Raw genomic sequence first — 14,183 nt, 5'->3', positions numbered from 1 at the left:
GCGCATGAAGTCTCCATTTGATAGGCAGACTTATGGTGGATGTTAGTTCCTGAAATTTTTTCTCTCTTTAAGGACTCTAACTATAATAGAATTGAAGACGAGCATTTTTACTTATCTGTTAATATGACAACAGGTTTTATCGAATTTTTAATGGGACCTCGAATTACGATTGCTAATTTAAAAGCATATAAAAGAAGGTCGCTTATTACGAAAGAGCAATTTCAAAGCACACTAAAAAACATCGATATAATTTTAAAATGGGCTCATGAATACGATGAAGTCGAAACCAGCGAGAAGTTCATTTACAGTCTTGCTGAGAAAAAGCCACAAAAGAAAATTGCCTGTATCAATGCCGAAACAGGCGAAATTATTTGCTATTCTTAATATGACTTTCTCTATGAACCATTTACGCCTGCACTAACTTTAATTCAAATTTTATCTAGCTAATTCAAAACCGTCACGACATATGCCTGCGTTACGCAAATCTCTGTTATATCCGCTAGAACTTTAAGCCAACATAATATTGGGCACTCTGTCGTGACGTTCTTAGGAGAAGTTCCTCCATTTTAGCGGGTCTTTAGATACCCTTGAAAGAAGTTAAACCTTTTCATTATTCTGTCTATTATTCCTCTACTTGCTATGATAAAATAGCCGTAATGTGACTTCTATCAGAGGGTCTTTTCTCACAAATTGAGTCTGCCCGAGCATGATTAATAAGTGAGAATCTTGCTGAATAAAGTTAACTTCATAAAAAGGCAATAGGAGTGATTTTTTTGTTTACAGCATTCAAACGAAAAGCAAATGTTCATGATTTCTTCATGAGAGGTACGGATTTACAGGTTACAGGACGGTTTTATGACATTCTTGCTTTTAATCATTTCTCACAGCAGGACGAACAAAATCTATTAAAGATATCTCAGCAGATAAAAGATGCTGACCCATCGTTAGAACAATTTTTAATGCGCCACTTAGATGAGATTGCACCAAGTGCTGGACACTCTGTATCTACTCAGCAGATTTCGGCGTACTTACAAAGCTTTTTTAATGATAAACGTGATAATGACTATGTAAATCAGCGGATTAAATTTTTTAATATGCTACGTGAGCAACAATTTGAAATTGGTAAATTAACCGTTACTTGGAGTCAATTATCATTTTATTTACTTTCTTATGTCTTACATAAACAGCCTTCTTCAAATGAATTTTTAAAAACGATTTCTGCCACAATTAATATTGAACTACAGCTATTAACGGAAGTATGTGCAGAACGCTTTATGGAAGATGTCATTACAGAGGTGGCTACAATAACAGATGCGCATGCGCGTATTATGCATATGAAAGATTTAGTAATTAGCTTAAATAACCAAACCGAGGAAATCGCCTCCTCCTCAGCTGCAATTGAGGAGCTCACGGCTTCCATTGCTGAAGTTGCCCGCACTTCCACACGCATCGCTGAAAAAACCAATGAATCCGTTTCCTATGCCGCAAAAGGACAACAGGCGATTGAGCATGCATTACAGGAAATTTTTACAACAGAAGAAACATTTACAGCAATTGTTGAAGGTTTTACGAATTTGCAGAAATATGTTGATGATATCGAGCAAGTCGTAATATTAATTAATCAAATTGCTGACCAAACCAATTTATTAGCACTCAATGCATCGATTGAGGCAGCAAGAGCTGGCGAGCACGGGAAAGGCTTTGCGGTCGTTGCACAGGAAGTACGAAAGCTTGCAGAAGGAACAGTCTCTGCTTTAGAGGAAGTTTCCAATAATGTACATGCGTTAAAATCATATTCTAATTCTGTTTCTCAATCGATTAAAGAAACGACAACAACGATTAAAGAGGCAACATCTGAGGCAAAACAATCTTTACCACTTTTAGCATCAATTGTGGAGGCAATCGAAAGTATTGATGAAGATGTAACAAATACTGCTGCAATTTCTCAGCAACAAGCTGCGGCACTTGATGATATGTCTTCCCGAATTGTCGATATTGCGAGCATTCAGGAAGATATTCAAAGATTAAGCGATGTTACATCTCAAGATATACATTATTTAGGGAAAGAAATTAATCGATTCCGAACAGAACTTACAACTGACAGTAGTGTGACATTATCAAGCATTGCTTTGCTACAACTTTCAAAAGCTGACCATATTTTATGGAAATGGCGAGTTTACAATATGTTTTTAGGTTTAGAAAAATTACAACCAAGCGATGTATCTTCACACAAGGAATGCCGCCTTGGTAAATGGTATTCCAATGAGCAAACACAACGTCGCTTAGGCTCACATCAATCATTTATTGACTTAGACCATTATCATGAGCAAGTGCATGTATTTGCGAAACAAGCTGTAGAGGCGTACAATAATGGTAATATCCAAATTGCTGATGATTGCTTACAAAAAATTAATCACGCGTCTGAACAAGTGCTACGCTATATTAATGATTTAATTGAAATCATTGTCAAAGAGAGACAATCTATCTAAATGATGCTTCGGCTCAACTAATGCGCAGGTCAGTTAAAACTTTTATGCAAAAGGAGTGTCGACTTACGATGAAACGAGCACGTGTAATATTTTCTGGTGATGCTACAGGAACAGGTCATCGATTTTTCATTAAACAAAAAGCGCTCGAGCTTGGCTTAAAAGGACATTGTATATTGAACGAGCAAAATAATATTGAGGCAGAAGTTGAGGGTACAACCCCTGCTGTTGATGAATTTATTCATTTTGTCCAGCAAGGCGTTAGCTTACAAGCACAATCAAATCGTTTTACAATAGAAATCTTTGACGATTTAAAAGGCTTTAAAACAATGAAAACCGACATTATATAAAGTGAAACTAGCAATCAGAGGAAGCTTTCCCCACTGATTGCTAGCTGAATCAATCAGGCTTTTATGGGCAGTTAATCCCCCATTTATCCTTCAGCCGATTTTCACTTAAGTCTTGAGGTAGGGTCTTACTGCCCGCTAATGCAGGATAAAAAAATCGGTGAACATGTAGGCAAAGTCATTTGGCTTTGTCTATATGTTTTTTTAGCGTAAAATAAAAGAAAAAACATATTGGTGAAACTTTTTTGCAGCTAGCTCGTATTTAGTAGTAACAATCAATATAGGAGGTACGAAAATGCTTAGCACAATGAACTTTATCAATCGCCATGGACTGAGCTTAATCATTAGCTTTGCTGTATTTGTTATTACAGTTATCAATTTTGATTTAGGCATTTTTATCGTGCCGCTGTTAACGATCGCAAGCTATTATGCAAGTAATAAAGGAATTTTAGCTTTTCAAAAAGCAAAACGAAGCAAAATGCTTGGCTTAACACGCTCGGAATATAAACATATTGAACAGCATATCAAACTAGCGAAAAATGACTTAGCCTTACTTATGCAACAATATGTACGTGTACGCTCTGTACGCTCTTTTAAATTAATTAATGAAATGAATAAACTTGCCAAGCGCATCATTGGTATTGTGCAATCAAATCCGCAAAAATTTTATGCGGTTGAGGATTTCTTCTATTCTCACCTCCCTTCTGCTGTGCAGTTAATAGACAAGTACACTTTATTAACAAAAGAGCAGGTAGGCGGTACGGAAATACATTTAGCTTTAGAAGAAGCCCGCAAAACACTGAAGGAGCTATATACAACAATGGAAGACGATTTAAAGTTGGCATTAAGCTCTGATATTGAGCATTTAAAGCTTGAGCTTGATTTTGCAAAGCTTGAAAATCAAAAAAGGAAAGATCGTTTAATCGGTGGTGAATAAGCATGCAACAAAATCCATTTGAAGCATTTAAAAATACAGGGAGTCGCTTTGCTGAAATGGCAGAGGAGGAATTCCAAGTTGCGCAGGAAAGCCAATCTGTAAGTCCTCTTTATGCTGCATTAAGTCAGCAAGATAAAGGTCGAGCACTGGCATTAGCGAGCGAGCTTAAAATTAATATTTATGAAAATGTGCTTGCTTTCGGCTTACAGGCCCAGCAAGCGCTTCGTGATTTTACCGCTAATATGGCTATCCATATCGAGCGAAAGGATCATAGCAAAGTTGGCGAGGTGCTATCACAGCTTATTTCTTATTTAGAGCAAATTAATCCAGATGCGCTTATCGGGCAAGAAAAGGGCTTTTTGAGTAAGCTTTTTTCAAAGCAAAAGCAATCAACACAAGAAGTTATGACACATTATAAAAAACTAAGTAAACAAATTGACCGCCTTGCAATTCAATTAGAACATGCACAAATGGGTTTATTGCGTGATTTTAAGCTATTAAATGATTTATATGCCTTGAATGAGCAATATTTCGCAGAGATCAACATCTTTATTGCAGCTGGCGAGCTTAAGCTTGCTGATGTCAAAAATAAGCTTCCCGCCGTCCAGCCGATTGACCCAATGGAATTGCAGAAATTAAATGATCAAAAAATGGCGATTGAATGGCTTGACCGACGTCTTTATGATATGCAAATTTCGAGGGAAATAGCTATTCAAGCCGCACCACAAATTCGTTTAATGCAACAAACGAATCAATTATTAATCGATAAAATACAGGCATCTGTTATGACAACAATCCCTATGTGGCAAACACAAATTTCTACACTACTGACAATGAATCAACAGCGTCGTGTAGCAGAGGCACAGGATAAATTAATGCGTGCCTCTGATGAATTGGCTCGCAAAAACGGTAAAATGCTGCAAATGAAGTCAAGGCAAGCTGGTATCTCACATGCTGACATAGATCAATTCAAACAAACACAGCTAAAATTACTACAGGATATCGAAGAAACACTCCGTGTACACGCGAAAACAACTGATGTATACGAGTCCATTTAAAAGATGAAGAGAGCGTCCAAAAAGCGGTGAAGTTGCCAGCATTTTGGACGCTTTCGTTGATATTTCTTTAAAGAATTCACTGATGATTCTTTAAAAATAGGAGAAACACAAGGTTTATCGGATTTTCCTTCGTATGAAAGTAAAAATTGAATTTTGATTGTCTACGCAAAAAGAGATTGCTTGATAAGTCTCAAAAATAAAGTGAAGCTATCCGAAAAGTGTAGATTTTTTCGGATAGCCCCCTGCCCTGCTTCTATATCTAAAAATACTTACCTTTGCGGTGGTAAATTATCACTATCCCCGTGGGCAAAGGGAACATCTCAAAATGACTTTTCAGACGCCCCCCCCTTCTCTTTTGGCAGTTGTATCATACCCGCCTCTTATACTATATTACTCAAAATAATCTTTATAATAGCCGCCAACTTTTCCTGTGTTGTCAACTACAAAAAGAAATTCCTCTGTTTCATTTTTCACTTCGTATTCTTTGCCAACTGTTAATACATTCGATACTAAGTATTTTGCGGCATTTGTATGCACACATTTCACTGTACGAATTGTAGGCGCATCTTTCCATTTTAAATGTAACATTTGTGTAACCTCTCTTTTAGCCTGTTTCCTTATATTTTATACGATTTCCCTTAAGAATGGTAGTTTTTCAAAGCATTTAGCAAAAAATTGTTAGATATAGGCGTGCGAAAAGACGTATATTGCCACCATTTCGCACATTCCTGGTAGTATTTCGGAAAAATGTTTACTTATGAAAATAGAGGGTGCTTTCTTTGATTTAAAAAAAGACGTTACTTTTTCAATCGTTTTTCTTTGAATTCAAAATGAAGAGTAAACCATTGCCGCCCACTTATAGGACATGATAAAATGGCGTGTGAGGTGAAAGTTTATGTCAAGTATACCAAGCTGGTTTTGGGCATTAGCCATCGCTTTTGCTATTATTTTTATTGTCGTTTCTGAATGGAATTCAAGACGTTAGAGGAGCTTTTTTCGTACATATTAAGGTGAAGTTACCTTTACTATTTTAAATGAGCGAATTAGGTCATTTATCTAAGCTAAGCAAATCTAGAACAGTATTATGCTCTAAATAAAAAAAGATTGTCTGAAAGCGTTGCGTTAGCTTACTTCCAGACAATCTTTTTATTTCAGTGTGCGTTTTAAAAATTCTTTCGTACGCTCATGCTGCGGATTGACTAGCACCTGTTCTGGATGCCCTTCTTCCACAATAACACCTTTATCCATAAAAACAATGCGGTCTGCTACTTCACGAGCAAACTCCATCTCATGTGTTACGATGAGCATCGTATTGCCTTGATTCGCTAAAGTACGCATGACTTTTAATACTTCTCCTACCATTTCAGGGTCTAGTGCTGATGTTGGCTCATCAAATAGCATAACATCCGGATCCATCGCTAATGCGCGCGCAATCGCTACGCGTTGCTTTTGTCCACCAGATAACTGGCGCGGCTTTGCGTTTTTGTATTTTGCCATTCCGACAATTTCTAAATACTTCATTGCTTTTTCAACAGCTTCTACTTTATTGCGTTTCAACACTTTTTGTTGGCCCACTGTGCAATTTCCGATAACATCTAAATTATTAAATAAATTGAATTGCTGAAACACCATACCCAAATGTGTTCGATATTGCTCTACATTATGTTTGCCAGTTAAAATATTTTCACCATTATAAATAATGCTGCCGCCTGAAGGTGTTTCTAATAAATTAACACAGCGTAAGAGCGTTGATTTCCCTGAACCTGACGAGCCAATTAAACAAACAACCTCGCCCTTTTTTACTGAAAAATTCACATCGCGCAACACTTCATGAGAGCCAAATGATTTACGTAAGTTTTTAATTTCAATCATTGTTGTCATTGCATTTGCCCCTCTCTCTCCTTATCGACCTGATACGCATCAGGACCATCTAGCTTGCGCTCCATTAAACGTAAAATTCGCGTTGCTGTAAATGTCATTATAAGATACATGATACATGCAATTAAAAATGACTCCGCAAACTTAAAATTTGCCCCCGCAACAGATTTTGTTTGAAAGAATAGCTCTGTGACACTAATTACACTCAATACTGCTGAATCTTTAATATTCATTACAAGCTGATTTCCTGTTGCTGGTAAAATATTACGTGCTACTTGTGGTAAAACAACAAAAATCATCGTTTGTAAATGATTCATACCAACTGCTTGTGCCGCCTCATATTGCCCTTTATCAACCGATACAATACCACCGCGCACAATTTCAGCCATATAAGCACCTGTATTTAAACCGACAACTACTAACGCCGCTACAAATCGATCTAGCTCAAGACCGTATGCGTACAAACCATAATACACAACCATTGCCTGTACAATCATTGGTGTACCACGGAAAATTTCTACATAGCAAGTAAGTAAGAAGTTTACTATTTTTAATAAAATACTTTTAAAAGATTTTGTTTTAACAGGAATCGTATGCATGATACCGATGAAAAATCCGATAAACGCACCAATAATTGTACTAATAATTGCAATTGCAAGCGTCATATATGCGCCACGTAAAAACATCGGCCAGTTGTTTTCCAAAATTGCCATGATTGTTTCGAAACTCATAAAAATCCCCCTAACAGCAGGCTGTCTTTATCTTATAAAGGGAGCCAGCCATTTTGAGATGGCTCCTTGTGCCAAGGATTATTCCTTGAAAATATAGAAGCTAGGGCTGTCCGAGAAAGTTCGGACAGCCCCTTACTTTATCAACTACTCAGCAGATGCTGGTTGATTTGCAATCGCTTCTTCCATTAACTTTTGGCGATCATCCTCTGAAATTCCCTCTAAAATCTCACTCATTTTATCAGTAAGTTCATAGTCTTTACGTACACCAATTGCAACTGCTGTATCACCAGGATCTGTATCAAAGCCGTCCTCTAACACTGCGTAGGCAAAATTATTATTGGCCATTGCTGCTGAAATTGCTTCTGGACGCTCGGCAACATAGCCATCAATTGCGCCTGATTCAATTGCAACTCGCATTGCTGGGAAGCTATCCATCGCTACTTCCTTTTTCACACCGGGAATTTGATCAATTACTAAATAGTTTGACGTATTTAGCTGTGATGTAATTTTTGCACCAGAAAAATCTGCTAACGTTTTCGCACTTTCATATGGGCTACCTTTTTTCACAACGATGACGAAATCAGATGTATAGTAATTTGATGTGAAATCAATTGATTTTTTACGTTCTTCCGTTGGACTCATCCCTGCGATAATAGCATCTACCACACCAGATTGTAATGCAGGTACTAAACCATCCCATTCAATTTTCACGACTTCGAGCTCCATACCAAGTCCATCGGCAATTTTTTTCGCTATTTGTACATCGTAGCCACCTGCATATTCAGCAGAGCCACTAATTTTCACAGCACCATTTGCATCTGTTTGCTGCGTCCAGTTAAACGGTGCATAGCCCGCTTCCATACCAACCTTTAATACTTTTTTTCCTTCACCATCTTCCGTGGAGGATGAACCCTGTTTTTCTCCAGTGCCACATGCTGCCAACATAATAACGGTTAACATAGTAACTAACATAAACAGCCATTTTTTCTTCATGTAAAATTTCCCCTTTTCTTATTTATTTTGGGCTTTATCTTATACAAAAAAGCGACCTAAAGAATTTTAGGTCGCTGCCATTTAATAAAATAAAAGCCCAAATCCTCTAAGTTCCATTGATGAGATAGCACAACTTGAGTAAGCTGGAAAGAAATACTCAAGACAGTCCTGCAATTATTCACTGCAAGCCCAGCATATCGAATTACGAGCTTTCCGATACACTTCGGCGATATTTCCTTCTTCTTCATTTCACTGTTGCTCAAAACTCCATGAAAAACTATTAAATATCGCGCCTCTACCCCACTAGAACGTGAGGTATTTCTTATAAAGTTATTTAGCTAAATCATATACTACCAAATACTCATTGTCAAGTGGCTTCGAAAAGTCATACATTATTTAGGATGCTACTAATAAATTTTTCCACGGGCATCTCTGCAAGTGAAAGTGACACAGCAAAATCAAACTTTTACTACACTAGCAAAACGAGGTTGTCTTTTCTTCAAATTAATTTCCAATCTTTCACCTTTAACACCGCTTTCGTGCGCGTATTAACCTCCAATAAACTATAAGTATGGTCTAATTTTATCAGTTAGTGCTGATGAAGCTAGTAAAATTCAAAAAGTTTTAGCTGCTGGTGGAGGTGTTGCTGGTCTAGCCGCTATCGCTGGTCTCTCTCCTGCTTTTGCTGCAGTGATATTTGCCTTATATGGGGTAGGGGAAGTCTGCAATTGGAACAATAATGGCTATTATATTCAACATGTTACATTAGGTATAATCCCTCCCCCTCTACCAAAGTTCTGGTATGTCCCAAAATAGTTTTGTTTTCCTGCCTTGTACAAAGCTACAGCCTTCAATCAACATTTATCGATTGAAGGCTGTTTTTAATGTATGTAGTAAGAATCTTCTAAAAGACGAAAGGGAATTTTGGAATAAATTTGGTGAAGGGGCTTTTATTTTGTTTTGACAGAGCATAGAAATAAAGGTTTTCATCGCTCTATTTTTACTGAGAGACATTGCTAAAGCCAATGTTCACCCATTTTTAAAAGAGGCGTTTTCTATTTAGACAAGTCAATATTTTGTAAAACATCATTACTACTGTTCAAAACGCCGGCTACTGCACGGCTTTTGGGACAAGCCGACATCACAAAAAGCGCCCAAAATGCCGGCTACTGCACGGCTTTTTGGACGCCCTCCCCATTAAGAATTTAATAATAAATCTTCTGGATTTTCGATTAGCTCTTTTACTGTTTTTAGGAAGCCTACTGAATCTTTACCATCAATAATACGGTGGTCATATGATAATGCAACGTACATCATTGGACGGATTTCGATTTCACCGTTAATCGCTACTGGACGTTGAACGATTGAGTGCATACCTAGAATACCAGCTTGTGTACCATTCATAATTGGTGTAGACATTAATGAACCGAACACACCACCATTCGTAATTGTGAATGAACCGCCTGCCATATCATTTAAGCCTAATTTTTTGTCACGTGCTTTTTTCGCTAATTCAGCGATATCTTTTTCGATTTCTGCAAAGTTTTTGCTATTTGCATCGCGTACTACGGGTACAACTAAACCTTCTTCAGTAGACACGGCAATACCGATATCAAAGAAGTTATTTAAGTGAATTTCATCACCGCTGATTTGTGCATTCACATAAGGATATTTCTTAAGTGCTGCTACAACTGCTTTTGTGAAGAATGACATAAAGCCTAGTTTAATATCGTTATCTTTAACGAATTGCTCTTGCTTACGTTTACGCAATGCCATAATATTTGTCATATCAATTTCGTTAAATGTTGTTAACATAGCTGTTGATTGCTTCACTTCTAATAGACGCTTAGCAATTGTTTGACGGCGACGAGACATTTTCTCGATTGTTACACGATCAGTTTCTGCTGCAGGAGCAAATACAACAGGACCGTTTGTTGTTGCAATTGGCGCTACTGCAACTGGTGCTGTACCGTGAGCTGCTACGTCTTGAACACGAACGCGACCTTGTGGGTCCACTGGAGAAACTGCCGCTAAATCGATACCTTTTTCACGTGCTAATTTGCGTGCTGCTGGGCTTGCTACTACACGCTCATTTGAAGTTGTTTCAGCAACTGGCGCTGGAGCTGCAGGAGCCTTTGGGACTTCCTGTGCTGGTGCTGCTTGTGCCGGTGCTGCTTCCTCAGCCGCTGGTGCGGGCGCTGCGCCTTCCCCAGCCTCCACTACTGCGATTACTTGTCCAACAAGTACAGTATCGCCTTCTGCAGCCAGTATTTGTGTTAATACGCCTGCCTCTTCAGAAATAATTTCTGCATTTACTTTATCTGTTTCTAACTCAACGATAAACTCGCCTTTTTCAACTTGGTCTCCAACTTTTTTCACCCACTGGGCAATTGTTCCTTCTGTAATCGATTCTGCTAATTCAGGGACTTTAATTTCAGCCACTTTCATTTCCTCCTTTAAATTAAACAACATATAGAAAGGCTACTGCACATAAGGCTGGTAGCCTTTTCATGCATCCAACAACATTATACTATTATTTTACTTTAACTGCCTCTGTTACGGCTTCCGCTATAATTGCTGCTTGCGCTTCCTTATGAGCATCCGCATCACCTTCAGATGTTGAACTCATTGAAGGGCGACCTACATAACGTAGTTTTTTACCTTCTGAAAGCTCGTATAAGCTTTCAAGCGCGTAATTCCATACACCTTGGTTTTTCGGCTCCTCTTGCACCCAAACAACTTCCTTAGCATTTGGATACTTCGCAATAATATTAGCGATTTGCGCACTCGGGAATGGATATAATTGCTCTACACGAATGATGTGTAAGTGGTCAAAGCCTTCACCATCTTTCACGCGATCCGCTAAATCAATCATTACTTTCCCTGTACCTAATACGATGCGCTCTACCGCCTCCGCCTTAGTACCTAGACCAGGTTGTTCAATGATTTCTTGGAATGAGCCCTCTGCCAGTTGCTCTGCATTTGCAGCGGCCAATGGGTGACGCAGTAAATACTTCGGTGAAGCCACGACTAATGGACGTACACCCTCTGTTCCTAACATTGCTGCTTGACGACGCAATAAATGGTAATAGTTTCCTGCGTTTGAGCAGTTCGCAATAAACCAGTTATTTTCCGCAGCCATTTGTAAATAGCGCTCAATTCGGCTTGATGAATGCTCAGGGCCTTGACCTTCATAGCCATGAGGTAATAGAATAACTAAGCCTGATTTTTGTCCCCACTTTGCACGAGCGCCTGAAATGAAGTTATCAAACATTGCTTGTGCCATATTGGCAAAGTCACCAAATTGTGCTTCCCAAATCGTTAAAACATTCTCATTTTCCAAAGTATAGCCGTATTCAAAGCCAACTACCCCTGCCTCTGTTAGTGGCGAGTTATAAACTGTGAATGATGCATTTGCATTTTGAATATGATGTAATGGCGTATATTCGCTGCCATTATTTTTATCGTGCAGTACTAAATGTCGCTGAGCAAACGTACCACGCTGTGCATCTTGACCAGTGAAGCGAATTGGCGTGCCATCTTGAAGCATTGTAGCAAATGCTAATGTTTCTGCATGTCCCCAATCGATTTTACCTGTAGCGAATGCATCACGGCGTTTTTCCAGAATTTTACCAAGCTTGTTTTGCGGCTCAAAACCTTCTGTAAATACTAATAAATCTTCATTAATTGCCTGCAAACGCTCTACACTTGTCGTTGTATCAATTTGTGGAAAATCCACTTTTAATTCTTCTGGCATTTCAAGTTGCTTATGCTCATCTTTTTCTGCCATTTCCTTCACATGATCATACGCAGCTTGCATTTCTGCATACGCAGCGCTATCAAGTGCCTTCACTTGTTCTTCCGTTACAAGACCTTCAGCAACTAATTTTGCACCATAAAGCACACGTACTGGGTCGTGTTTCGATACTATTTTATAAGTTTCAGGGTTTGTCACTGTTGGGTCGTCTGTTTCATTATGACCGTGACGACGGTAACCAACTAAATCGATAATAATATCTTTGCCGAATTTTTGACGATATTCTGTTGCAAAGCGCCCAACTTGCACTACTGCCTCTGGGTGGTCTGCATTGACATGGATAACAGGAATATCATAGCCTTTCGCAGGGTCTGATGAATAAGTTGATGAACGAGAATCATACAGTTCTGTTGTGAAGCCAATCATATTATTTGCGATAATATGAATTGTCCCTCCAGTTGTAAATCCTTCTGTTTTTGCAAAGTTCATCACTTCTGTCACGATACCTTGCCCCGGGAATGCCGCATCACCATGCACCAAAATACCTAAACCTAAAGTAGCGTCATGCTGAGCATACCCATTTACTGATACATTGTCTTGCGCCGCGCGAGTCGAACCTAGCACTACTGGGTTACCAATTTCCAAGTGAGACGGGTTGTAAGCAAGTTTTACGTTCATACCTGATTCGCGCACATACGTCGCACCCATATGGTATTTTACATCACCAGTCCAACCTTTTGTAATTTGTAAACGCCCATGCTCCGGTATAAATAAATCGTTTGAAACATGTGCAAAATCAGAGAACATCATATCATATGGCTTATTCAAAATATGCGTTAACACGTTTAAACGCCCACGGTGTGCCATACCGATTCGTACATTTTTCACATTTCTTGCTTCAGCAGTTTTTAAAATTTCATCAAATAAGACAATTTGTGTGTCTAACCCTTCTCCGGAGAAGCGCTTTTGACCTACGAATGTTTTATGAATAAATTTTTCAAAGTTTTCAACATGTGTTAAGCGGTCTAATAGCGCTTTCTTTTCATCTGTAGAAACAGCTACTGATAACGCCCCTGATTCGATTTGAGATTGGAACCATTCACGCTCCTCAACTGTGCCTACATGGTTGTATTCAAACGCAATCTTATCCGTATAAACAGCTTTTAAATAAGCAATTGCATCGCGACCGTTTTGGATACCCGCCGGTACATTTTTGAAGAATACTGTAGCCGGAATTTCAGCTAAATCAGCTTGACTCAAGCCAAATGCGCTTTCTTCGACTTTCGCAGTAGCAAGTGCACGGTTTTTTAACGGGTAAATATCGGCAGCTAAATGACCATAAACCCGGATTGATTCTGCTAATTTTACAGCTGCTAACACTTTGCTAAAATCAACTTGTGAAGTAACTGTGCCTCCAGTTACAGCAACTTCACCTTCAACAGGCGCTCCAAATTGTTGGAACAATTCAACTAAAGCTGGTTCTACTTCTTCGGGAGATTGTAGAAATAAGTCGTATTGCTCCATGACGTAACCTAAGTTAGGGCCTGCAAACGCTGACCAAGGTGAACCATGTAATACATTGTTCGACATGAAAATAACCTCCAAATTTTGCCTGCATGGCAGTTCCATTTTAAAATAAACATTTTTGAGCTCTCTACTATGTATCTTGGCTAACTTTAGTTCAGATTTTGAGGTGCTGTTAGAAGTTAATCACGACACATGCCCTTAGAGTTAACCGACCTGCTTCAAGCAAGCCTCACTCCAAATTCCGCGACATCCGCCTAGGTCTTTATTTTGATATAATGTGCTTCTAAACACAAACCGCATCAAGATAACATAGCTGAGCCTATTTATTTTTTGTATACTCATATTCTCTATTATTGAACAGAGAACATTTTTCCACTTCAATCTTACTACTCTCTACAAAAAATACAACTATTTTTCAATAAATAAGTCAAATTTTTAGCTAACTATAGAAAAACAAAACCTTCCGACC

The 14,183-nt window shown here is 38.6% G+C and carries 11 protein-coding genes and 1 riboswitch; of the genes, 5 read left to right on the top strand and 6 right to left on the bottom strand.

Annotated features, from left to right (window positions below):
- The first annotated feature begins 39 nt into the window (after positions 1 to 39).
- The 5 genes from MHH70_RS02205 (at position 40) to MHH70_RS02185 (ending at position 4,828) form a co-directional block, all read left to right on the top strand.
- Entirely contained in the window at positions 40 to 384 is a 345-nt protein-coding gene (locus tag MHH70_RS02205) for a hypothetical protein (protein ID WP_342472432.1), read from the top strand.
- A 389-nt stretch (positions 385 to 773) separates the two neighbouring features.
- Complete coding sequence (locus MHH70_RS02200) at positions 774 to 2,489, top strand: methyl-accepting chemotaxis protein (protein ID WP_342472431.1); 1,716 nt, start codon at positions 774 to 776, stop codon at positions 2,487 to 2,489.
- Between the two features lie 68 nt (positions 2,490 to 2,557).
- A complete protein-coding gene (locus tag MHH70_RS02195) occupies positions 2,558 to 2,836 on the top strand; it encodes an acylphosphatase (RefSeq protein ID WP_107942780.1) in 279 nt (92 codons plus the stop codon).
- A 292-nt stretch (positions 2,837 to 3,128) separates the two neighbouring features.
- On the top strand, positions 3,129 to 3,770 hold the full coding sequence (locus MHH70_RS02190; RefSeq protein WP_066162958.1) for a 5-bromo-4-chloroindolyl phosphate hydrolysis family protein: 642 nt from the start codon (positions 3,129 to 3,131) through the stop codon (positions 3,768 to 3,770).
- A gap of 2 nt (positions 3,771 to 3,772) precedes the next feature.
- A complete protein-coding gene (locus tag MHH70_RS02185) occupies positions 3,773 to 4,828 on the top strand; it encodes a toxic anion resistance protein (protein WP_342472430.1) in 1,056 nt (351 codons plus the stop codon).
- Between the two features lie 390 nt (positions 4,829 to 5,218).
- On the opposite strand, the gene MHH70_RS02180 is transcribed toward MHH70_RS02185, so the two are convergent.
- The 6 genes from MHH70_RS02180 to MHH70_RS02155 all read right to left on the bottom strand — a co-directional run bounded on the left by MHH70_RS02180 (position 5,219) and on the right by MHH70_RS02155 (position 13,777).
- Positions 5,219 to 5,416 carry a DUF6501 family protein gene (locus tag MHH70_RS02180; RefSeq protein WP_042475574.1) on the bottom strand — a complete coding sequence of 66 codons (198 nt, stop codon included), beginning with the start codon at positions 5,414 to 5,416 and terminating at the stop codon, positions 5,219 to 5,221.
- Positions 5,417 to 5,974: 558 nt separating this feature from the next.
- Positions 5,975 to 6,709 carry an amino acid ABC transporter ATP-binding protein gene (locus MHH70_RS02175; RefSeq protein WP_066162952.1) on the bottom strand — a complete coding sequence of 245 codons (735 nt, stop codon included), beginning with the start codon at positions 6,707 to 6,709 and terminating at the stop codon, positions 5,975 to 5,977.
- Complete coding sequence (locus tag MHH70_RS02170; RefSeq protein WP_066162949.1) at positions 6,706 to 7,437, bottom strand: amino acid ABC transporter permease; 732 nt, start codon at positions 7,435 to 7,437, stop codon at positions 6,706 to 6,708. Before MHH70_RS02170 ends, MHH70_RS02175 begins: the two co-directional genes overlap by 4 nt.
- A 144-nt stretch (positions 7,438 to 7,581) precedes the next feature.
- Positions 7,582 to 8,430 (bottom strand): transporter substrate-binding domain-containing protein, encoded by an 849-nt coding sequence (locus MHH70_RS02165; protein ID WP_066162947.1) that lies wholly within the window; start codon positions 8,428 to 8,430, stop codon positions 7,582 to 7,584.
- 117 nt (positions 8,431 to 8,547) lie between these two features.
- Positions 8,548 to 8,736, bottom strand: a riboswitch (Lysine riboswitch).
- A gap of 891 nt (positions 8,737 to 9,627) precedes the next feature.
- The gene (gene odhB, locus MHH70_RS02160; protein WP_066162942.1) at positions 9,628 to 10,872 is read right to left on the bottom strand and encodes a 2-oxoglutarate dehydrogenase complex dihydrolipoyllysine-residue succinyltransferase; all 1,245 of its coding nucleotides are present in this window, start codon (positions 10,870 to 10,872) and stop codon (positions 9,628 to 9,630) included.
- A gap of 91 nt (positions 10,873 to 10,963) precedes the next feature.
- Positions 10,964 to 13,777 (bottom strand): 2-oxoglutarate dehydrogenase E1 component, encoded by a 2,814-nt coding sequence (locus MHH70_RS02155; RefSeq protein ID WP_066162940.1) that lies wholly within the window; start codon positions 13,775 to 13,777, stop codon positions 10,964 to 10,966.
- Positions 13,778 to 14,183: the final 406 nt, after the last annotated feature.

This window comes from Metasolibacillus sp. FSL H7-0170 (assembly GCF_038593115.1).
Classification (GTDB): Bacteria; Bacillota; Bacilli; order Bacillales_A; family Planococcaceae; genus Metasolibacillus; species Metasolibacillus fluoroglycofenilyticus.
The sequence above is the reverse complement of the archived record's forward strand: the minus strand, read 5'-3'. Positions and strand labels throughout refer to the sequence as shown.